Genomic DNA, 21,208 nt, shown 5'->3' with positions numbered 1-21,208 from the left:
CTCGTTCGGAGCCGACCCGTCAATCCTAGGAGGCGGTCATTCCCCCGTCGCCCGGGCGATGATCTCCCGGGCGATCGACTCGGAGACCTCCTGGTAGGAGTTGAACTGCATCGTGTAGGTCGCCCGACCCTGGGTGCGCGAGCGCAGGTCAGTAGCGTAGCCGAACATGTCCGAGAGGGGAACCAGGGCGCGGATCACGTGGCTCGAGCCCCGCTGCTCCATGCCCTCGATGCGGCCGCGCCGCGCCGAGAGGTCGCCGATCACGTCACCCATGTAGTCCTCGGGCGTCACGACCTCGACCGCCATGATCGGCTCGAGGAGGACCGGGTGCGCCTGCCGGGCGGCCTTCTTGAAGGCCATCGAGCCGGCGATCTTGAAGGCCATCTCCGAGGAGTCGACGTCGTGGTAGGAGCCGTAGGTGAGCGTGACGCGCATGTCGACCATCGGATAGCCGGCGAGGACGCCCGACTCGGTCGCCTCGCGGATGCCCGCGTCGACCGCCGGGATGTACTCCTTCGGGATCGCGCCACCGGTGATCTTGTCGACGAACTCGTAGCCGCCGCCGGGGCCCGTCGGCTCGAGGGTGATCACCACGTGGCCGTACTGGCCGTGGCCGCCGGTCTGGCGGATGAAGCGCTCCTCCACCTTCTCGACCTTGTTGCGCACCGTCTCGCGGTAGGCGACCTGGGGCTTTCCGACGTTCGCGTCGACGCTGAACTCGCGCAGCATCCGGTCGACGAGCACCTCGAGGTGCAGTTCGCCCATCCCGGAGATGACCGTCTGTCCGGTCTCCTCGTCGGTGCGGACGCGGAAGGTCGGGTCCTCCTCGGAGAGCGAGAAGAGGGCCTTGCCGAGCTTGTCCTGGTCGGCCTTGGTCTTCGGCTCGACGGCGACGTGGATCACCGGCTCGGGGAACTCGAGCGCCTCGAGGACGATCGGGTGCGCCGGGTCGCAGAGCGTGTCACCGGTGGTCGTCGCCTTCAGGCCGACGACGGCGATGATATCGCCGGCGAAGACGACGTCCTTGTCCTCGCGGTGGTTGGCGTGCATCTGCAGGATGCGGCCGATGCGCTCGCGCTTGTCCTTGGTCGAGTTGAAGACCGCGGAGCCCTTCTCGAGGGTCCCGGAGTAGACGCGCACGTAGGTGAGCTTGCCGACGTAGGGGTCGCTCTGGATCTTGAAGGCGAGCGCGGAGAAGGACTCTTCGTCGGTGGCGTCGCGGAAGATCTCCTCGCCCTTCGGGCTGATCCCCGGCGCGGCGGGGATGTCGAGCGGCGAGGGGAGGTAGTCGACGACCGCGTCGAGGAGGGGCTGCACGCCCTTGTTCTTGAAGGCCGAGCCGCACAGCACCGGGACCACGTGGTTGCCGATCGTCCCGACGCGCAACGCGTGCTGCAGGTCGTCGGCGGTGATCTCCTCTTCGCCGACGAACTTCCCGAGGATGTTGTCGTCGAAGTGGCTGAGCACGTCGACGAGCTCGTGACGGGCCTCCTCGGCGCTCTTCACGAGCGCCTCGGGGATCGCCTCGACGGTGAAGACCTCGCCGAGGCCGTCCTCCGGCCAGACGAGCGCCTGCATGCGGACGACGTCGACGATCCCCCGGAACTCCGCCTCGGAGCCGATCGGCAGGTGGATCACCGCCGGCGTCGCGTCGAGGCGGTCCTTGATCATCTCGACGGTGCGCTCGAAATTGGCGCCCATCCGGTCCATCTTGTTGACGAAGCAGAAGCGGGGGACGTCGTACTTGTTCGCCTGCCGCCACACCGTCTCGGTCTGCGGCTCCACGCCGGCGACCGCGTCGAAGACGGCGACCGCACCGTCGAGGACGCGCAGTGAGCGTTCGACCTCGATCGTGAAGTCGACGTGGCCGGGGGTGTCGATGAGGTTGATCCAGCAGTCCCGCCAGCGGCAGGTCGTCGCCGCGGAGGTGATGGTGATGCCGCGCTCTTGCTCCTGGACCATCCAGTCCATGGTCGCGGCACCCTCGTGCACCTCGCCGATCTTGTAGTTGCGGCCGGTGTAGAAGAGGATCCGCTCGGTCGTCGTGGTCTTTCCGGCGTCGATGTGCGCCATGATCCCGATGTTTCGGGTCTTGGCGAGGGGGAACTCCCGTTTGAAAGTGGCGGCCATGTCTCTAGTTTCCTGCTCGTGCGTCTCGAAAAAGTGGATACCCACCGGGCGCGCTACAGGCGCGCCGGAAGGCGAGAAAGTTCTGGTGGTGGGAGGAGCCGACTACCAGCGGTAGTGGGCGAAAGCCTTGTTGGACTCCGCCATCTTGTGCAGGTCCTCTTTGCGCTTCACCGCGGCACCGAGGCCGTTCGCGGCGTCGAGGATCTCGTTCGCGAGGCGGAGCGCCATCGTGCGCTCGCGGCGCTCACGCGCGTAGGCGACGAGCCAGCGGATCGAGAGGGTGGTCGCGCGCCGCGGCCGTACCTCGATCGGGACCTGGTAGGTGGCGCCACCGACGCGGCGCGACTTCACCTCGAGCTCGGGGCGGGTGTTGTCGAGTGCCCGCTTCAGCGTCGCGATCGCGTCGCCGCCGGTCTTCTCCCCCACCACCTCGAGGGCGTCGTAGACGACGCGCTCGGCGAGGCTGCGCTTGCCGCGCGAGAGGATCTTGTTGATCAGCTGGGTGACGAGGACCGAGCGGTGGACCGGGTCGGGCAGCAGCTCGCGGCGCTCTGCGGGGCCTTTGCGGGGCATTAGGACTCCTTCTTCGCGCCGTAGCGGCTGCGGGCCTGGGCGCGGTCGCGCACCCCCGACGTGTCGAGGCTGCCGCGGACGATCTTGTAGCGGACGCCCGGGAGGTCCTTCACCCGGCCGCCGCGCACGAGCACGATCGAGTGCTCCTGGAGGTTGTGGCCGACGCCGGGGATGTAGGCGGTGACCTCGATGCCGCTCGTCAGTCGCACGCGTGCCACCTTGCGCAGCGCCGAGTTCGGCTTCTTCGGGGTCGTGGTGTAGACGCGCGTGCAGACGCCGCGACGCTGCGGGGCGCCTCGCAGCGCCGGCGTCTTGGACTTCGAACGCTTTGTCGACCGGCCCTTCCGGACGAGCTGAGCGATGGTGGGCACGCGAAACCTCTTCTCAGGACCTTCACAGATGGTGGCGCGTCGCGGCAGGGCCGCGGGACGCGGAGTGGAAATAGTAACGGTCCAGCAAGGTTACCGGCAACCGGAGGCGCTCCGGCCGCCGCGACGCGGCCCGAACCCGCAGCTCAGGGCCAGATGAGCTGTGTTCCGCGGTAGAGCGAGGCGGCGAGCGAGGCGTCCATCGCGCTCGCGAGGGAAGGCGCCTTCTTCACGAGCTTGTTCGCCACGAGCGCCTGCAGCTCCGGCGTCCACTCCGCGGCGCTCTGCACCCCCACGCCCTGGCCGGAGAGGGTGTGCTGCTCGCTCAGCGCGACCTCGTAGTTCCACTCCTTCAGCGCGTGCGCGCGGTCGTAGCTTTTGCCGGCCGCGGCGGCGACGTAGCCGACACAGGCCGGCGCGTGCGCGGCGCAGTAGTCGAAGGCGTGGAACTCGGCGCGCAGGAAGTCGGCGACCGCCTGGCGGTGGGCCCGCAGGAAGCGGCTGTTCACGACCTGCACGTTGAAGGTGCCGCGCACCCCGAGCTCGGCAGGGGTCCAGGTCCTGAAGTCCTTGGCGTCTCCCGCCGCGTCGAGGGTGAACGGCTCGTTCGACTGGTAGGCCTGCAGCGCCTGGTAGGGGCCGTGCACGAGCACCGTCGGATCGAACGAGGTGTCGTTCACCTCGTGCACCTTCGCGGGGTCGACCCCCGCCTTCTGCAGCATCTCGGTGATCACCACCGGCAGCGTCGTGTGGTAGCCGAGGTTCTTCCCCGCGAGCTGGGTGAGCTTGGAGATGCCGGCGCGGGTGAGGAGCGCGTAGTCCGAGGTGTCCCCGTAGGTGGCGACCGCGGTGAAGCCGACGCCGTTCGACGCCTGGAGGAGGACGTCGGCTGCGCTCCCCTCGCCCGTCACGGTGGCGGCGCCCGAGGAGACGAGCGGGTAGGGCGAGGCGAAGGTGAGGTTGGGGTTGAAGGCGACGCGCAGGCAGAGCGCGGTGAAGTAGCCGAGGTGCTGTGCGGCGTAGACGTCGAGGATCCCCGCCGAGGCGTCGAACTCGAAGGGCGAGACGAAGGTGATCGTCCCCGCGGCGCGGTTCGCGGCGCACTCCGCGGCGCTCACTGCCGCGGGGGCGCGGCGTGCCGGGCTGGCCGACGCCCCGCAGGCCGTCACGAGGCCGGCGACGGTGAGGAGTGCGGTGAGCGCAGCGCTGGGTCTGAGGAACCGCATCTTTTGCCTTTCGGTCGGACGGGAGCGGCGGCTGAAGGCGCGACGCTGCGCTCGCTCAGCGGGCCGCCGAGAGCTCGCGGCGGCGGCCAGGATGCCACACGAGGAGCCTCCGCTCCGCCGCGCTGACGAACAGCGTGAGCACGAGGCCCACGACAGCGAGGCAGAAGATCGCCGCGTAGACGCTCGGATAGGCGGCAGCGTTCGCAGCGACCGAGATCGCCGAGCCGAGGCCGCCCCCGCTCCCGGCCGTCGAGAACTCCGCCACGACCGCACCGACCGTGGCGAGCGGGAAGCAGATCCGGGCCGCGACGAACAGGTACGGGAGGCTGCTCGGGAGGCGCAGCCGGACGAGCACCTCGGTGCGCGAGGCGTTGAGCGTCCGCAGCAGGTCGTAGGACTCGGGGTCGACGTTGCCGAGGCCGACGAGCGAGTTGATGAGCAGCGGGAAGAAGACGATGAGGGCCGTCACGACGTAGCGCGGCGCCATCCCGAGGCCGAGGAGGCTCGTCAGCCCGGGGGCGATGGCGACGATCGGCGTGACGTTGAGGATCACCGCGAGCGGCATCACCGCGCGCTCGACCACGGGCACGTAGACCATCACCACGGCGAGCGAGAAGGCGACGGCGAAGCTGAGCCCGAGGCCGACCACCACCTCCTCGAGGGTGTAGCCGGCGTTGGTCAGGTAGCCCGAGAGGTCGCCGGTGAGCGCCCCCCAGATCGCGCCGAGCGTCGGGAAGGCGCCGTGCGTGCTGACCCGCAGCGCGAGCGCGACCAACTGCCAGGAGCCGGCGAAGAGCGCGAGGCCGACCGCGCCGGGGAGGGCGCGGCGGAGATGGGCGACAAGCGAGCTGCCGACCGTGCGCCCCTCCCCGACGAGGCTCCCGAGCTCGGCCGCGCGGTAGCCGCGGGGGTCCTCGGTGCTCATGCCGCCTCCTCGCCGCGCAGCGCCAGGCGCACCTCGCGCTCGAGGGCCCGGAAGCCCTCGGTGAGTTCGATGAACTCACCGCGCGGCCGCGGCAGGTCGACGGGGATCCTCGCCCGGATCCGCCCCGGCGCCGGCGACATCACGACCACCTCGTCGGAGAGCAGCACGGCCTCGGTCACCGAGTGCGTGACGAACAGCACCGTCGTCTGCTCGGACTGCCAGAGCGCGAGGAGCTCGTGGCGGAGGACCTCACGGGTGAGCTCGTCGAGCGCGGCGAAGGGCTCGTCCATCAGCAGCACCGGCGGGGAGAAGGCGAAGGCCCTTGCGATGGCGACGCGTTGGCGCATCCCCCCCGAGAGCTGGGCGGGTCGGAAGTCGAGGTAGTCGGCGAGCCCGAAGGCCTCGAGGATCGCGACCGGGTCGCGCGCCGGGCGGTTGGCGCGGCGGTTGACCTCGAGCGGCAGACGGACGTTCGCGAGCACCGTCCGCCACGGCAGGAGGCCGAGGCTCTGTGGGACGAAGCCGATGCGCTTGTTCGCGCGCGCCCGCTCGACGGGCTCCCCGAAGAGCGACACGCTCCCCAGGTCGGCCGTGAGCAAGCCGGCGACGATGCGCAGCAGCGTCGTCTTCCCGCAGCCGCTCGGGCCGATGAGGGTGACGAAGCGCCCCCGCCCGACCTCGAGGTCGACGGGGGCGAGCGCCTCGACGAGGCCGGTCGGGCCGGCGAAACGCTTGCTCACGCCCCGCAGCGACAGGCCGTCGGGCGCGCTCAACGGCACCTCCCACTCGACGGTAAGACAACCCGCAACACCCTCGTGCTCCTTCCGGGGGGTCGGCCCGCTCGGCGACGCGCGGGGCCGACCAGCTGCGCCGGTGCCACCGCGGCCGACAGGCTAATGGGGCGTCCCGCGCCGACAGGAGAAGCGCCCCCCGCCTTGGCAGCTCGGCTATTGTCGGGCGTCGGACGGTCAGCATCGTCCGCGAAGGAGAGGAGGTGCCGATGTCGAATTCTTCCCGCAAGCCCGCAGCCTGGCGAATGACGTCGGGCGCCCTCTCCGGCATCCGCCACACGGCGTAGAGGGTCCCCGGGCCACGCCCGGTTCGCCCCGTCAGCACCGCTGACGCGAGGCGTCGCTTCTCCTCCGTTCTCCGGTCCTCGTACCGGTCTCCCACCGACTCCGGTCGGCGAGAAGTAAGGCACTCCGATGCATCCTGAACAGCTCATCGCCCTCAACCGCACCCGCCCCGAGGAGCTGCGGGCCCTCGCCCGCCCGTCCGTCCGCCGCGCCCCCCGTCGGCCCCGGCCCGCGCCGCGCCGTCTGCGGCAGGCGGCCGGGTGGATGCTCGTCGAGATCGGCCTGCACGTCGCGACGCGCGGCCCCGCGAACGCGGGCCGTGCCGAGGTCGGCGCGCTCGGCGGTCGCTGAGGCGCGGCGAGAAGCGGTACGAGCCGCGACGCGAAGCGGCCCCGGGGAACCTCCCCCGGGGCCGCTTCTTCGAGCGTGGTCAGCTCAGACGGCGCCTTCGCCCTCGCTCAGCTCCGCGTCCCCGGCCGGCATCTCGCCGGCGCCGAAGCTCGTCGGGTCGAAGGTCGTCGGCGCGTCGGTCCCCTCGAAGTAGAGGCTCTCCGCGTCGCCCTCGGTGTAGGCGCCGAAGGGTGACCCCTCGACGTTGCGCAGCCACGAGGCGAGGTCGTCCGCACCGGGCTCGGCGAGGTCCGAGGACCAGAAGGACATCCGCTGTGCGTCCGGGGTGTCGACCACGATGTCGCGGTAGACGCTCGCCCCCGAGCCGGCAGGGATGAGCTTGCCGATGATGATGTTCTCCTTCAGCCCGTAGAGGTGGTCGGACTTGCCCTCGATCGCCGCTTCTGTGAGGACTCGCGTCGTCTCCTGGAAGGAGGCGGCCGAGAGCCAGGACTCGGTGGCGAGGGAGGCCTTGGTGATCCCCATCAGCTCGGGACGACCCTCCGCCGGACGGCTCCCCTGCTGGACGAGCTCACGGTTGACGCTCGCGTACTGCTGCGACTCGACGCGCTCGCCGGGGAGGAAGCTCGATTCGCCGGACTCGGCGACGAGCACCCGCTTCAGCATCTGGCGGACGATGAGCTCGATGTGCTTGTCGTGGATCGAGACGCCCTGGTCCCGGTAGACCTTCTGCACCTCTTCGACGAGGTACTGCTGGGTCTCGCGGATGCCCTTGATCTCGAGGAGCTCCTTCGGGTCCTTCGGGCCCTCGACGAGCGCGTCGCCCGCGTGGATCTCCTGGCCCTCGGCGACCTCGAGGTGCGCACGGGAGGAGATGGTGTGCGCCTCCTCGGCGCCGTCGTCGGCGATGACGGTCACGTGGCGGCCGGACTCGTCCTCCTCGATCCGCACCACGCCCGAGAGGCGGGTGAGGATCGCGGCGCCCTTCGGCGTGCGGGCCTCGAAGAGCTCGACGACGCGGGGCAGGCCGTGGGTGATGTCCTCACCGATGATGCCGCCGGTGTGGAAGGTCCGCATCGTGAGCTGGGTGCCCGGCTCACCGATCGACTGGGCGGCGATGACGCCGACCGCCTCGCCGAGCTCGATGTCCTTGCCGGTCGCCAGGCTCTGGCCGTAGCAGGCGCCGCAGATGCCTTGGGTCGCCTCGCAGGTGAGCACCGAACGGACGCGGATCCGGTCGACCTCGGGGTCCTCGACGATCTTGCGGATCTTGTCGTCGCTCAGCACCACGCCGGGCTCGAAGGTCGTGCCGTCGGCGAGGGAGACCGCCTCGACGAGCACCCGCCCGTAGGCGCGCGTCTCGAGGTAGTTGCGCCGCCCCGACTCGTCGGGGACGACACCCTCGATCCAGATGCCGCGCGTCGAGCCGCAGTCGGGCTCGCGCACGATGAGCTCCTGCGCGACGTCGACGAGGCGGCGGGTGAGGTACCCGGAGTCCGCCGTGCGCAGCGCCGTGTCGGCAAGTCCCTTGCGGGCGCCGTGGGTGGAGATGAAGTACTCGAGGACCGAGAGCCCCTCACGGAAGGAGGAGACGATCGGCCGCGGGATCATCTCGCCACGGGGGTTCGAGACGAGCCCCTTCATGCCGGCGATCTGGCGGACCTGCTGCGGGTTCCCTCGGGCGCCCGAGTCGACCATCATGTCGAGCGGGTTGAACTTGATCAGCGCGAGCGTGGCTTCCATGGCCCGCCCGACCTCGGAGTTCGCCGAGGTCCAGATCTCGATCTCCTTCTGGCGCCGCTCGTCGTCGGTGATGATGCCCCGCTTGAACTGCGCCTCGGCGCGCTCTGCTTCCTTCTCGTAGCGGTCGAGGATCTGGCGCTTGTCCGGCGGGGTCTTCACGTCGTCGATCGAGATCGTGAGGCCCGAGCGGGTGGCGAACTTGAAGCCGAGCTCCTTCACCGCGTCGAGGCTCTCGGCGACCACGGCCTTCGGGTAGCGCGCCGCGAGCTGCTCGACGATCGAGCCGATCGACGTGGCGCGGCGGCCGACGATGTCGTTCACGAAGCCGAAGTCCTTCGGCAGCGCGGCGTTGAAGAGCACCCGGCCGGGCGTCGTCTCGAACGAGGCGGGCTCCTCTTCCTCGACCCCCTCGTGGCGGCGTCCGTAGTAGGCGACGGGGTAGCCCTCGCTCCCCCGGCGCAGCTGGATCTTCGCGTGCAGTGCGACGTCACCGGCCTCGTAGGCGGCCTCGATCTCGTCGATGCGGCGGAAGATCTTCCCCTCGCCCTTCGCGCCCTCCATGACGAGCGTCATGTAGTAGACGCCGAAGACCATGTCCTGGGTGGGCACGGTGATCGGTCGGCCGGTCGCCGGCGAGAGGATGTTGTTGGTCGAGAGCATCAGCACCCGCGCCTCGGCCTGGGCCTCCGCGGAGAGCGGCAGGTGGACGGCCATCTGGTCGCCGTCGAAGTCGGCGTTGAAGGCCGTGCAGACGAGCGGGTGGATCTGGATCGCCTTGCCCTCGATGAGCACGGGCTCGAAGGCCTGGATCCCGAGGCGGTGCAGGGTGGGGGCCCGGTTCAAGAAGACCGGGTGCTCCTTGATCACCTCGTCGAGGACGTCCCACACCTGGGCACGGCGCCGCTCGACCATGCGCTTCGCGGACTTGATGTTCGGCGCGATCTCGACGTCGACGAGCCGCTTCATCACGAAGGGCTTGAAGAGCTCGAGGGCCATCTGCTTGGGCAGGCCGCACTGGTGCAGCTTCAGCGTCGGGCCGACGACGATCACCGAGCGCCCCGAGTAGTCGACGCGCTTGCCGAGCAGGTTCTGGCGGAAGCGGCCCTGCTTGCCCTTCAGCATGTCCGAGAGGCTCTTCAGCGGACGGTTGCCGGGGCCGGTCACCGGGCGCCCGCGACGGCCGTTGTCGAACAGCGCGTCGACGGCCTCCTGGAGCATCCGCTTCTCGTTGTTGATGATGATCTCCGGCGCGCCGAGGTCGAGCAGGCGCTTCAGCCGGTTGTTGCGGTTGATCACCCGACGGTAGAGGTCGTTCAGGTCCGAGGTCGCGAAGCGGCCACCGTCGAGCTGCACCATCGGCCGCAGGTCCGGCGGGATCACCGGCACGGCGCCGAGGATCATCGCGCGGGGGTCGTTCGCCCGACGGCCGTTGTCGTCGCGGCGGTTGAAGGCCGAGACGATGCGCAGCCGCTTGATCGCCTTCTGCTTGCGCTGCACCGAGAGGGGGCGCTTGCCCGGCTCGGGGTCGATGGCGGCGCGCAGCTTCACCTCTTCCTCGTCGAGGTCGATGCGACCGATGAGGTCGGCGATCGTCTCCGCGCCCATGCCGCCCTCGAAGTACTCGCCGTAGCGGGCGCTGAGCTCGCGCCACAAAAGCTCGTCCTCGATGATCTTGCGGGCGAAGAGGTCACGCAGCTCGTCGAGGGCGCGCTGGGCCATGGTGACTTCCATCGCGCCGCGCTCGCGGACCGTCGTCACTTCCTTCTCGACGGCGCGCTGGCGGGCGCGGATCTCGGACTCCTTGGCACCGTCCGCCTCAAGCTGCGCGAGCTCGGCCTCGAGCGCCGCGAGGCGCCGCTCGACCTCGACGTCGCGCGCCTTCTCGATCTCGGTGATCTCGATGGCGAGCTCGGCCTCGAGGTTCGGGAGGTCCGCGTGGCGGCGCTCCTCGTCGACGTGGGTGACGAGGTAGGCGGCGAAGTAGATGACCTTCTCCAGCTGCTTGGCCTTCAGCTCCTCACGCGCCTCGGTCCCCATGAGGAGGTAGGCGAGCCACGAGCGGGTGCCGCGCAGGTACCAGATGTGCACGACCGGGGCGGCGAGCTCGATGTGGCCCATCCGCTCGCGGCGGACCTTGGAGCGCGTCACCTCGACGCCGCAGCGCTCGCAGATGATCCCCTTGAAGCGGACCCTCTTGTACTTCCCGCAGTAGCACTCCCAGTCCTTGGTGGGACCGAAGATGCGCTCGCAGAACAGGCCGTCCTTCTCGGGGCGGAGCGTCCGGTAGTTGATGGTCTCCGGCTTCTTCACCTCACCGTGGGACCAGGTGCGGATGTTGTCCGCAGTCGCCAGGCCGATCCGAATCTGGTCGAAGTCATTGACGTCGAGCATTAGAAGCTCCTCTCCGCCGCACGGCGCGCGTCCTCTTCATCCGAGCCGCGCTCGGGCCTGCTGATGTCGATGCCGAGCTCCTCGGCGGTGCGGTACACGTCCTCGTCGAGCTCACGCATCTCGATGTTCTCCCCGGAGATGCCGAGGACCTCGACGTCGAGGCAGAGCGACTGCATCTCCTTGATGAGCACCTTGAAGCTCTCGGGGATGCCCGGTTCGGGGATGTTCTCGCCCTTCACGATCGCCTCGTAGACCTTCACGCGGCCGAGGACGTCGTCGGACTTGATGGTGAGCAGCTCCTGCAGCGCGTAGGCGGCGCCGTAGGCCTCGAGCGCCCAGACCTCCATCTCCCCGAAGCGCTGCCCACCGAACTGGGCCTTCCCGCCGAGGGGCTGCTGGGTGATCATCGAGTACGGGCCCGTCGATCGCGCGTGGATCTTGTCGTCGACGAGGTGCGCGAGCTTCAGGATGTACATGTAGCCGACGCTGATCGGGTTGTCGTAGGCCTCACCGCTGCGCCCGTTGTAGAGCGTCGTCTTGCCGTCCGGGCGGATCTGCACCTCGGTCCCGGGGACCGAGTCGGAGTGCAGGTTCTCGAACAGCGCCTTGATCGTCGAGTGACGACCGGCCTCTTCGACCTCGTCCCAGTGGGCGCCGTCGAAGACCGGCGTCGAGACCCACACCGCGGGCTCGGTCCGTGGGCGGGTCTTGTACTCGGTGCCGCGCACCGCGGCGAGGTTGGTCCCCGGCTCGGGGCCGTTCGCCCCCCAGCCCCAGCGGGCCGCGTAGCCGAGGTGGCTCTCGAGGACCTGCCCGACGTTCATCCGTGAGGGGACGCCGAGGGGGTTCAAGATGATGTCGACCGGCGTGCCGTCCGAGAGGTAGGGCATGTCCTCGACGGGGAGGATCTTCGAGACGACGCCCTTGTTGCCGTGGCGTCCGGCGAGCTTGTCGCCCTCAGAGATCTTCCGCTTCTGGGCGACGTAGACCCGCACCAGCTGGTTGACGCCCGGTGGGAGCTCGTGGGTGTCGTCACGGGAGAAGACGCGGACGTCGATGACCGTGCCCTCCTCACCGTGGGGCACCTTGAGCGAGGTGTCGCGCACGTCGCGGGCCTTCTCACCGAAGATCGCGCGCAGCAGCCGCTCCTCGGGGGTGAGTTCGGTCTCGCCCTTCGGGGTGACCTTGCCGACGAGGATGTCGCCTGGGCCGACCTCGGCGCCGATGCGGATGATTCCCCGCTCGTCGAGGTCGGCGAGGATCTCCTCGGAGAGGTTCGGGATGTCGCGGGTGATCTCCTCGGCACCGAGCTTGGTGTCGCGGGCGTCCACCTCGTGCTCCTCGATGTGGATCGAGGTGAGGACGTCGTCGCGCACCAGCCGCTCGGAGAGGATGATCGCGTCCTCGTAGTTGTAACCCTCCCAGGGCATGAACGCGACGAGCAGGTTCTTGCCGAGGGCGAGCTCGCCCGAGTCAGTCGAGGGGCCGTCGGCGAGGACCTCGCCGGCCTTCACCACGTCGCCCTCGGAGACGAGGAGCTTCGCGTTGATGCAGGTGTTCTGGTTGGAGCGGCGGAACTTGAACAGCGGGTAGACCCGCCGGCCGAACTCCGCGTTGTAGCGGTCCTTCTGCCCGGCGTCGTACTCGACCACGAGGTGGTCGCCCGAGACCTCGACGACCGTGCCGTTGCCCTCGGCGACGACCACCTCGCCGGCGTCGCGCGCCGCGCGCGCCTCGACACCGGTCCCGATGTAGGGGGCCTCGGGGACGAGGAGCGGCACCGCCTGCTTCTGCATGTTGGCGCCCATCAGCGCGCGGTTGGCGTCGTCGTGCTCGACGAAGGGGATGAGGGCCGTCGAGATCGAGACGATCTGCTTCGGCGAGACGTCCATCAGGCCGACCTCGGCCGGCGGGACGTAGTCGATCTCGCTCGTCGCGCCGTAGGAGGTGGAGGTGGCGCCGACGCGCACCCCGGCGCCTTGCGGCCCGCGGCGGACGAGGACGCGGTCGGCGCTGAAGCGACGGTTCTGGTCGAGCGTCGCCGAGGCCTGCGCGATGACGTACTCCTCCTCCTCGTCAGCGGCGAGGTAGACGATCTCGTCGGTCACCTGGCCGTCGACGACCTTGCGGTAGGGCGTCTCGATGAAGCCGTGGTCGTTCACCCGCGCGTAGGTCGCGAGGTGGCCGATGAGGCCGATGTTCGGCCCCTCCGGGGTCTCGATCGGGCACATCCGGCCGTAGTGGGAGGTGTGCACGTCTCGCACCTCGAAGCCGGCGCGCTCACGGCTGAGGCCACCGGGGCCAAGCGCCGAGAGGCGGCGCTTGTGCGCGAGGCCCGAGAGCGGGTTGTGCTGGTCCATGAACTGCGAGAGCTGGCTCGTGCCGAAGAACTCCTTGATCGCCGCCACCACGGGACGGATGTTGATCAGGGTCTGCGGGGTGATCGCCTCGATGTCCTGGGTGGTCATGCGCTCGCGGACGACCCGCTCCATGCGCGACAGGCCGATGCGGACCTGGTTCTGGATGAGTTCGCCGACCGAACGGATGCGGCGGTTGGCGAAGTGGTCCTGGTCGTCGAGGCGGTAGCCCGGCTCGCCGTTCGCGAGGTGGAGCATGTAGGTCGACGCGGCGAGGATCTCCGAGGGGCTGAGGACGCCCTGCCCCTCGACCGGCCGCTCGAGGTCGGTGCCGAGCAGGCTCGAGATCTTCTCGATCTCCGCGCCGAGCTTGCGCGACAGCTTGTAGCGGCCGACCCGGGTGAGGTCGTAGCGGCGCGGGTTGAAGAAGGCGTTCTCGAAGTAGGCGCGCGCCGACTCGAGCGAGAGGGGCTCGCCGGGACGGGCCCGCTTGTAGATCTCGAGGAGCGCGTCCTCACGGGTGGGGACGAGCTCGCGCTCCTTCTCCCACTGACCGGTGAGGAAGTCGAAATGGCGAACGAAGCGCTCGAGGAAGCCCTCGTCCTCGTAGCCGAGGGCGCGCAGCAGCACGAAGAGCGAGAGGCGGCGCTTGCGGGCGACGCGGGTCCCGGCGGTGATGTCGCGGTTCGGCTTGGCCTCGACGTCGAACTCGATCCACTCGCCGCGGTAGGGGTGGATGGTCCCCGTGACGATCGTCTTCGCGTCGCGGCCGGGCTGGAAGATCACGCCCGGCGAGCGGACGAGCTGGGAGACGACGACGCGCTCGGTGCCGTTGATGATGAAGGTCCCCTTCGGGGTCATCATCGGGAAGTCGCCCATGAAGACGGTCTGCTCTTTGATCTCACCGGTGGAGGCGTTCATGAAGCGCGCGCGCACGAAGATCGGCGCGGCGTAAGTCATGTCCTTCGCCTTGCACTCGTCGATGGTGAACTTCGGCGGCGGCCGCAGGTCGGGGTCGTCGGGATCGAACTCCAGCTCCAGGCGAAGCTGCCCGGTGAAGTCCTCGATCGGGCTGATGTCGGCGAAGGTCTCGGCGAGACCATGCGACAAGAACCAGTCGAAGGAGTCCCGCTGCACCGACACGAGGTCAGGCAGAGGGAGAACCTCGTCAAGGTTCGCGAACGAGAAGCGTTCTGGAGTGCGGGAACGAGCGGACAAAGGTCTACTCCTCGCGAGTGGCGGTCGAGCGGGGCGCGGATGCTGCGGAGAACGGCGGGCGCGTCAAGTTAGAGAAGCAGTAGGCAAAGCGCGCGGGACGGGCACAGCAACCGACGAGCATAGCGCGCGAAGCCAGCGACGCTACGCGTCAAACGCGCAGCGTCGGAGGGTACGAGATCCCCGTGGCGCGGTCAAGCACCCCGGGGCCCGCGCACCCTCGACCGGCGGAGGCGCAGAGCGCCCCACCGACGGTCGGGGTGACAGAGCTACTTGAGCTCGACCGTGGCGCCGGCCGCCTCGAGCTGAGCCTTGGCCTTCTCGGCGTCCTCCTTGGAGACCTTCTCGAGAACCGGCTTGGGCGCCGAGTCGACGACGTCCTTTGCCTCCTTCAGGCCGAGGTTCGTGAGCGTCCGAACCTCCTTGATGACCTGGATCTTCTTGTCGCCGGCAGCCGTGAGGATGACGTCGAACTCGTCCTGCTCCTCCGCCGCCGCCTCTGCCGCACCGCCGCCGCCAGCTGCGGGAGCAGCCGCCACCGCCACCGGGGCGGCCGCAGTCACGCCGAAGCGCTCCTCGAACTCCTTCAGGAGCTCCGCAAGCTCAAGGACCGACATCTCGGCGATGCCGTCCAGAATCTGCTCTTTCGTCGCCATCTCGCTTCCCTTTCCCTCTCAGTAGATCGTGAAAATCGAATCGGTCGGTGCCGGCGCGCTCAGGCGTCCGGACCGCTGTCGGCCGCGTCGCTCGCCGCCGGCTCTGTCGCCGGGGCCTCCGCTGCCGCCTGCTCGGTCGTCTCTGCTTCGGACTCGGGCGCCTCGGCGTCTGCCGCCTCGGCGTCGGGAGCGACCTCGGTCGCTGCCTCCGCGTCCGCCTCGGGCGGCGCCTCTGCGGGCGCCGCGTCGGCCACCGGGGCATCGCCTGAGGCGGAGCCCTCCTCGGCAGCCGAGCCCTCCTCGGCCGCGGGGGTCTCGTCGCTGGTGGGGGTTTCCTCCGCGGCCGCCACCGGGGAGGCGTCGACCTCGCCGCCGCGCTCCTCGATCAACGCCCGCAGGCCGTAGGCGAACTTCTGGGGGAGCGCCTGGAGGAGGCCGGCGAAGCGCTGCAGCGGCGCTGCGAGCAGACCGGCGAACTGGGCGAGTAGCACCTCGCGCGAGGGGAGGTCGGCGAGCGCCGCCGCGGAGCGCGAGTCGAGGAGGTTGGAGCCGATGAGCCCGCCCTTCACGACGAGGCTCGGGTGGACGCGGGCGAAGTCACGCAGCACCTTCGCGACCGCGGCGACATCGCCCTCGACGAAGGCGATCGCGGTCGGGCCGACGAGCATCGACTCGATCGTGTCGAGGCCGGCCTCGCGAGCCGCCCGGCGGACGAGGGTGTTCTTGAAGACGCGGTAGTCGCCGCCGGCCGCGGTGAGCGCGCGCCGCAGCTCCTGCATCTGCTTCACCTTCAGGCCCCGGTACTCGGTGAGGATGGCCGCGCTAGTGGAGGTGAACCGCTCTCGAACCTCATCGACGACCGCGACCTTCTCGGCGCGCGGCTCCCGCAGGCTCGTCTCCACACTCGCTCCCTTCACGACGCCGTTCGGTCGTCGTGGCGCATTACGCCGGCGCGGGGAAGCAGAGCTGCTTCGCCTCGTCAGGCGGGCCTGCGCCCATTGAGCGCCCGAAGGCGCACCGGATGTCTCAGGCGACGTGGTCAGACCACGTACGGGCGAGGAGATTAGCGCATCCCCGGGAGGCTCCGGACCGCCCGTGGACGGTCCGTCCGCCGAGGGGCCGGGGGTGCGAGGCTTCGTGGTCGGAAACGCCGTGTTGCGCCACGAGGAGCCCGAATGAGCGAGCAGACGACGCCGGCCGCTGCGGTGGCGAGCGGTGAGGTGACACGGGTGCACGAGGTCTCCCCCGCCCTCGCGCGGGCCCTCTTCGGCGCGGCGCCACCGTGGGTCCGGGACTTCGACGAGCTCGCCTACGAGTGGCGGCGCCTCGCCGCCGAGTTCGCGGGGACCCTGCTGCTCGTGCTCGCCGGCGCCGGCGGGGGTGTCGTGAACGCGCTGGTACCGGGGGGCCTCGGGCGCGGGCCGCTCGTCGTCGCCCCCGCGCTCGTCGTGATGGGTGTCATCCTCGCCACCGGGGCGGTCTCCGGCGCGCACCTCAACCCCGTCGTGAGCATCGCCTTCGCGCTACGGCGCGAGTTCCCCTGGCGACGGATCCCCCTCTACGTCGCCGCGCAGGTGGCCGGTGCCGTCAGCGCCTGCGCGCTGCTCTGGGTCACCTTCGGCAAGGTCGGCATGCTCGGCGCGACCGAGCCGGGTGCGCACCTCAACGACCCGCACGCGATGCTCGTCGAAGCGCTCCTCACCTTCGGGCTGGTGACGGTGATCCTCGGCACCGCGTCGGGCGCCCAAAACGTCGGGCCGCTCTCGGCGGTCGGGGTGGCCGGCTACATCGCGGCGGCGGGACTGTGGTCGAGCCCGCTCACCGGCGCCTCGATGAACCCGGCGCGCTCCTTCGGCCCCGAAGCGCTGACCGGTGACTTCCGCCACTTCTGGGTCTACCTCGCGGGGCCGACCATCGGGATGCTCGTCGCCGTCGGGGTCGCCATGGTGCTGCGGGGCCGCGGCGGCGACCACGCCGCGGCGCGCGCCGCCCAGGGCACGCTCGGGACGCTCGTCGTTGAGACGCACCGCGTCACCGGCGACTGACTCGCTGACGAAGGACGACGACAGGGGGCGAGATGGCGAAGACGATGGCACGCAAGACCAAGGCGGAGCACTGGGGCAAGGAGCCCGACGAGCACGACTTCCCTGCCGCCGGCGACTACCTCAGCCTGCTCCTCCCCGAGGCGGACGTGGAACGCCTCGTCGCGACGCTACGCGACGCCCCGCTCATCACCCGCAAGGCGAAGGACCTGCTGCGGGCGAGTCGTCTCGCCCTCCTCCCGGAGGTCAATCCGCACGTGCAGGCGGACCTGCGGAAGGTGGCGCGCGGCAAACCCCTCTCGCCCGTGCTGCTCGTCCGCGGCGGACTGCCGAACGACCTGCCGCTCACCGTCGCCGACGGCTACCACCGCATCTGCGCCAGCTATCACCTCGACGAGAACGCCGACATCCCCTGCCGGATCGTCGACGGGTGGCCGACGCGGACGCCGCGGCGCTGAGGCAGCCGCGGTACTAGAGGAAGCCCCCGCCGAGCAGCCCCGCGGGAGCGAGGCCGCCCGCCAGCGCGACGAGGTTTCCGAGCGCGGCGCGCGGGAAGGGCAGCGCCCGGTAGGGGGGATAGATCGGCAGGTCGGAGTGGTTGACGAGCACGCCGACGCCGGTGTCCCGGTCGACGTGGAGGTCGATCTGGCGGAGCACCCCCGAGCGGTCGGCGTAGAAGCCGAGGCGGTAGCCCCCGGGCACGCGCTTCGGGAAGGAGGCGCCCGGGACAAGGCGGCCGAAGGCCGGCACGAGGGAGCCGATCGAGGAGAACAACGGGTCGAAGACCGACGAGAGCGGCCCGCTCACGACGACGCCGTTGTAACCGTCGGGGCTGGTGGCGGCGCCGAGCGAGACGTGCTCGCGCACGCTCTGCTCGAGCGCGCTGACGAGCCGCTGCTCCGCGACGGCACCGATCGGCGTCGCCGGCGCCGCGCTCCCGAGCAGCCCGGTGGGCACGCGCACCCAGCGCTTTCCGATCTCGGACTGCAGCGACTTGAGCGCCGCCTGCTCGCGGCGCGTCGGGAAGGCCGGGCGCAGCAGCGAGAAGTCGGCCCAGAAGTAGGCGCTGTGGCCCGCCCCGATGACCTCGAGCAGCGGGTCGCGCTCGAGGTAGAGGAAGAACTCGGCGTTGACCTTGCCCGCCGCGCCCTCGAGGGTCGCGCCGCGTGCGGTGGTGCTCAGGTCGAGCGTCTCGTAGAAGTCGGCGGCCGGGTCGCCAGGGTCGTAGAGCGCCATGTTGAACTGCGCGTCGGGATAGGCGAGGACGCCGTCGAGCAGGCGGCTGATGTCCCCGGAGCTGACCGCCTTGGTGTCACCGGCCCCGATGAGGATGGCGAGCGTACCGCCGATCGCCACGCAGACCGCGGCGACGAGCAGCAGGAAGGCACGCACCGTGGGGATTCTCTCGCGAAGCGGCTGGTGCCCGCCATTACCCGAGGGAGCGTCAGGCCGAGGCGGCGAGGCCCTCTTCGTCGGCGCTGACGCGGGTCGCGTCGACGCGCACGCCGGGGCCCATCGTCGAGGAGAGGGTGATGCTGCGCACGTAGCGGCCCTTGGCGGCGGCCGGCTTGGCCCGGAGGATCTCCTCGTGGACCGCCAGCGCGTTCTCGATGAGCTGCGCGCGCTCGAAGGAGACCTTGCCGATCGGGACGTGCACGTTGCCGACGCGGTCGGTGCGGTACTCGACGCGGCCCGACTTGTACTCGCCGACGGCCTTCGCGACGTCGGTGGTCACCGTCCCCGTGCGGGGGTTCGGCATGAGGCCGCGGGGGCCGAGGACGCGCCCGAGTCGGCCGACCTGTGCCATCAGGTCCGGGGTGGCGATCGCCACGTCGAACTCGAGGAAGCCCTCGTTCTCGATGCGGGCGACGAGGTCGTCGGAGCCGACGACGTCGGCACCCGCGGTGCGGGCCTCGTTGGCCTGCTCGCCGGCGGCGAAGACCGCGACGCGCACCGCCTTGCCGAGGCCGTGCGGCAGCGACAGCGAGCCGCGCACGATCTGCTCGGCGCGCCGTGGGTCGACCCCGAGGCGCGTCGCGTACTCGACCGTCTCATCGAAACGAGCGGTCGCCAGGCTCTTCACGAGGTCGACCGCCTCGACGAGCGAGTAGAGCTGGTCCCGGTCGAGCCGCTTGACGGCGTCGACGTAGCGCTTTCCCTTACCGGCCACGATCTCTCCTTAGCGGGCGACGCTGATGCCCATGGAGCGGGCAGTTCCCTCGACCTGGCGCTTGGCGGACTCGAGGTCGTTGGCGTTCAGGTCGGGCATCTTGGTGTTCGCGATCTCCGCGAGCTGTTCGTCGGTGATCGTGCCGACGCTCTCACGTCCGGTCGCCGTGGCGCCCTTCTCGAGGCCGGCGGCCTCGCGGATGAGCACCGTCGTCGGCGGCGTCTTCAGAATGAAGGTGAAGGTGCGGTCCTCGTAGATCGTGATCTCGACGGGGACGACCGTGCCGCGCATGTTCTCGGTGGCGGCGTTGTACTGCTTCACGAACTCCATCGTCTGGACCCCGTGCGGTCCGAGCGCCGTGCCAACCGGCGGGGCCGGCGTCGCCGCGCCCGCAGGCAGCTGGATCTTCACGACGGCGGTTACTCGCCTGCGTGCCATCGGTGTGCTGTCCTTTTCCTAGAGCTTCGCGACTTGACTGAACTCGAGCTCGACCGGGGTCTCCCGGCCGAAGATGTTCACGAGCACCTTCAACTTCAGCTGGTCCTCGTTGATCTCGGCCACCTGGCCGGTGAAGTCGGCGAAGGGGCCTTCCTTCACCCGCACCGTCTCGCCGATCTCGTGCTCGAGGCGGGCGCGGCGCTGCTTGGGGGCGCCGCCCTCGACGCTGTCGTCGCGCACCTGGAGGATGCTCTCCACCTCGGCGCGGCTGAGCGGCGTGGGCTTGGTGCCGGGGCCGACGAAACCGGTGACGCCCGGCGTCTGGCGGATGACCGACCAGGCGTCGTCGTCGAGGTCGGCACGTGCGAGCAGGTAGCCCGGGAAGACCTTCTTCTGGACGGTGACCTTGCGGCCGCCCTTGAACTCGACGACATCCTCCATCGGGATGATGACCTCGAAGATCCGGTCCTCCATATTCATCGAGGAGATCCGGCTCTCGAGGTTGGACTTCACCTTGTTCTCGTAGCCGGCGTAGGTGTGCACGACGTACCAGTAGCCGGGGCGGTCATAGGGGCTCGGCGGGCGGACGACGGGGGCCTCGTCCTCCCCCTCTTCGGCGAGGAGCTCGTCGAGCTCGTCGCCGAGCGTGGACTCCCCTTCGGCCTCGACCTCCTCGTCGGGTGCGGGCGCGTCGAGCAGCGCCGCCGTCTCGCTCGGGTCGTTCTCGTCAGATGTCGAGGTCATTGCCATGCTCCGCGGCACGAGGGCCGCCTGCTCGGGTTCATTGCGCGCTCAGGACTTGAAGAGTTGGAGCACGCCTTTCGCGAAGACGAAGTTCAACCCGAAGATCAACAGCGCCAGCAGCACGAGCGTCGTGATCACCACTGTCGAGTAGTTCACGACCTCGGGCCGCTTCGGCCAAAGGACCTTCGAAAGCTCGACCCGTACCTCGCGCAGGTACTGGGCGATCCGGGTGAAAATGCTAGCGCGGTTCTCGGAGGGCGGCCGCCGGGAGGGGCCGCCGGGCGCGCCCGGCCCGGTGGGGCGACGCGGCGGAGCCGCAGGGGAGCCGTCGGCCCCCAGCTGGCCCTGTCGCTGCAGCATTCGCTTGGTCTGTCGATTCACGGGAGATCTTTCGGCGGTTGATGTCGAGCAGGGCAGGAGGGACTCGAACCCCCAACCGCCGGTTTTGGAGACCGGTGCTCTACCAATTGAGCTACTGCCCTTCGTCCGGCGGCACGCGCACGGGGGCACCTGCGGTCGAGGCAGGCTGACGATAGCACCGGCGAGGAGCCGCCCGACCTGCACCGCCGCGGCTCTTGCCCGGCTGGGAGGGTCGCGACAGGCGACGGGCGCCCGCGAGGTGTCGCCGGTTTGCGACGGGCGTTACCGGCTGATGATCACCGGCGTCCCGAGGGGCAGCACACGGGCGAGCTCGCTGATCGTCGCGTTCGAGACCCGCAGGCAGCCGTGGCTGACGTCGGCGCCGACGCTCGTCGGCTGATCGGTTCCGTGCAGCCCGATCTCGCCCGGACCACCACCGAAGC

The 21,208-nt window shown here is 70.0% G+C and carries 17 protein-coding genes, 1 tRNA gene and 1 pseudogene; 3 read left to right on the top strand and 16 right to left on the bottom strand.

Annotation, left to right across the window (positions count from 1 at the left end):
• Window positions 1–36: 36 nt before the first annotated feature.
• The 6 genes from fusA to VNF07_05040 all read right to left on the bottom strand — a co-directional run bounded on the left by fusA (window position 37) and on the right by VNF07_05040 (window position 5,995).
• A complete protein-coding gene (gene fusA, locus VNF07_05065; protein HVB05602.1) occupies window positions 37–2,130 on the bottom strand; it encodes an elongation factor G in 2,094 nt (697 codons plus the stop codon).
• Between the two features lie 102 nt (window positions 2,131–2,232).
• Window positions 2,233–2,703 (bottom strand): 30S ribosomal protein S7, encoded by a 471-nt coding sequence (rpsG, locus tag VNF07_05060; protein HVB05601.1) that lies wholly within the window; start codon window positions 2,701–2,703, stop codon window positions 2,233–2,235.
• Entirely contained in the window at window positions 2,703–3,074 is a 372-nt protein-coding gene (gene rpsL / locus VNF07_05055; GenBank protein ID HVB05600.1) for a 30S ribosomal protein S12, read from the bottom strand. The genes rpsG and rpsL overlap by 1 nt, the downstream gene beginning before the upstream one ends.
• Before the next feature lie 143 nt (window positions 3,075–3,217).
• A complete protein-coding gene (locus VNF07_05050; GenBank protein HVB05599.1) occupies window positions 3,218–4,297 on the bottom strand; it encodes an ABC transporter substrate-binding protein in 1,080 nt (359 codons plus the stop codon).
• Window positions 4,298–4,352: 55 nt separating this feature from the next.
• Window positions 4,353–5,222 (bottom strand): ABC transporter permease subunit, encoded by an 870-nt coding sequence (locus tag VNF07_05045; GenBank protein HVB05598.1) that lies wholly within the window; start codon window positions 5,220–5,222, stop codon window positions 4,353–4,355.
• Window positions 5,219–5,995 (bottom strand): ABC transporter ATP-binding protein, encoded by a 777-nt coding sequence (locus VNF07_05040; protein HVB05597.1) that lies wholly within the window; start codon window positions 5,993–5,995, stop codon window positions 5,219–5,221. Before VNF07_05040 ends, VNF07_05045 begins: the two co-directional genes overlap by 4 nt.
• Before the next feature lie 432 nt (window positions 5,996–6,427).
• On the opposite strand from VNF07_05040, the gene VNF07_05035 reads away from it, so the two are divergent.
• Window positions 6,428–6,649 (top strand): hypothetical protein, encoded by a 222-nt coding sequence (locus tag VNF07_05035; protein ID HVB05596.1) that lies wholly within the window; start codon window positions 6,428–6,430, stop codon window positions 6,647–6,649.
• Between the two features lie 288 nt (window positions 6,650–6,937).
• On the opposite strand, the pseudogene VNF07_05030 reads toward VNF07_05035, so the two are convergent.
• The 4 genes and pseudogenes from VNF07_05030 to rplJ form a co-directional block, all read right to left on the bottom strand.
• Window positions 6,938–10,783, bottom strand: a pseudogene (locus VNF07_05030) (DNA-directed RNA polymerase subunit beta').
• Window positions 10,783–14,358, bottom strand: a complete 3,576-nt coding sequence (locus VNF07_05025; GenBank protein ID HVB05595.1) for a DNA-directed RNA polymerase subunit beta — start codon at window positions 14,356–14,358, stop codon at window positions 10,783–10,785. Before VNF07_05025 ends, VNF07_05030 begins: the two are co-directional and overlap by 1 nt.
• A 266-nt stretch (window positions 14,359–14,624) precedes the next feature.
• A complete protein-coding gene (gene rplL / locus VNF07_05020) occupies window positions 14,625–15,011 on the bottom strand; it encodes a 50S ribosomal protein L7/L12 (GenBank protein HVB05594.1) in 387 nt (128 codons plus the stop codon).
• Window positions 15,012–15,070: 59 nt separating this feature from the next.
• Window positions 15,071–15,913, bottom strand: coding sequence for a 50S ribosomal protein L10 (gene rplJ, locus VNF07_05015; GenBank protein HVB05593.1), 843 nt, complete (start codon window positions 15,911–15,913; stop codon window positions 15,071–15,073).
• Between the two features lie 273 nt (window positions 15,914–16,186).
• Between rplJ and VNF07_05010 the strand changes: the two genes are divergently transcribed.
• Together VNF07_05010 and VNF07_05005 are read left to right on the top strand one after the other, a co-directional pair.
• Window positions 16,187–17,056 carry an aquaporin gene (locus VNF07_05010; protein HVB05592.1) on the top strand — a complete coding sequence of 290 codons (870 nt, stop codon included), beginning with the start codon at window positions 16,187–16,189 and terminating at the stop codon, window positions 17,054–17,056.
• A gap of 32 nt (window positions 17,057–17,088) precedes the next feature.
• A complete protein-coding gene (locus VNF07_05005; protein HVB05591.1) occupies window positions 17,089–17,511 on the top strand; it encodes a hypothetical protein in 423 nt (140 codons plus the stop codon).
• A 13-nt stretch (window positions 17,512–17,524) separates the two neighbouring features.
• On the opposite strand, the gene VNF07_05000 is transcribed toward VNF07_05005, so the two are convergent.
• The 6 genes from VNF07_05000 to VNF07_04975 form a co-directional block, all read right to left on the bottom strand.
• Window positions 17,525–18,445, bottom strand: a complete 921-nt coding sequence (locus tag VNF07_05000; GenBank protein ID HVB05590.1) for a hypothetical protein — start codon at window positions 18,443–18,445, stop codon at window positions 17,525–17,527.
• A gap of 52 nt (window positions 18,446–18,497) precedes the next feature.
• Entirely contained in the window at window positions 18,498–19,223 is a 726-nt protein-coding gene (rplA, locus tag VNF07_04995) for a 50S ribosomal protein L1 (GenBank protein HVB05589.1), read from the bottom strand.
• Window positions 19,224–19,232: 9 nt separating this feature from the next.
• Window positions 19,233–19,661 carry a 50S ribosomal protein L11 gene (gene rplK / locus VNF07_04990; GenBank protein HVB05588.1) on the bottom strand — a complete coding sequence of 143 codons (429 nt, stop codon included), beginning with the start codon at window positions 19,659–19,661 and terminating at the stop codon, window positions 19,233–19,235.
• An 18-nt stretch (window positions 19,662–19,679) separates the two neighbouring features.
• The gene (gene nusG / locus VNF07_04985) at window positions 19,680–20,204 is read right to left on the bottom strand and encodes a transcription termination/antitermination protein NusG (protein HVB05587.1); all 525 of its coding nucleotides are present in this window, start codon (window positions 20,202–20,204) and stop codon (window positions 19,680–19,682) included.
• A gap of 249 nt (window positions 20,205–20,453) precedes the next feature.
• The gene (secE, locus tag VNF07_04980; GenBank protein ID HVB05586.1) at window positions 20,454–20,765 is read right to left on the bottom strand and encodes a preprotein translocase subunit SecE; all 312 of its coding nucleotides are present in this window, start codon (window positions 20,763–20,765) and stop codon (window positions 20,454–20,456) included.
• A 49-nt stretch (window positions 20,766–20,814) separates the two neighbouring features.
• Window positions 20,815–20,887 (bottom strand) — tRNA-Trp (locus VNF07_04975).
• Between the last annotated feature and the right edge of the window lie 321 nt (window positions 20,888–21,208).

Source organism: Acidimicrobiales bacterium (assembly GCA_035533595.1).
Classification (GTDB): Bacteria; Actinomycetota; Acidimicrobiia; order Acidimicrobiales; family Bog-793; genus DATLTN01.
Note: the sequence above shows the minus strand (reverse complement) of the source record. Positions and strands in the feature narration are given on the sequence as shown.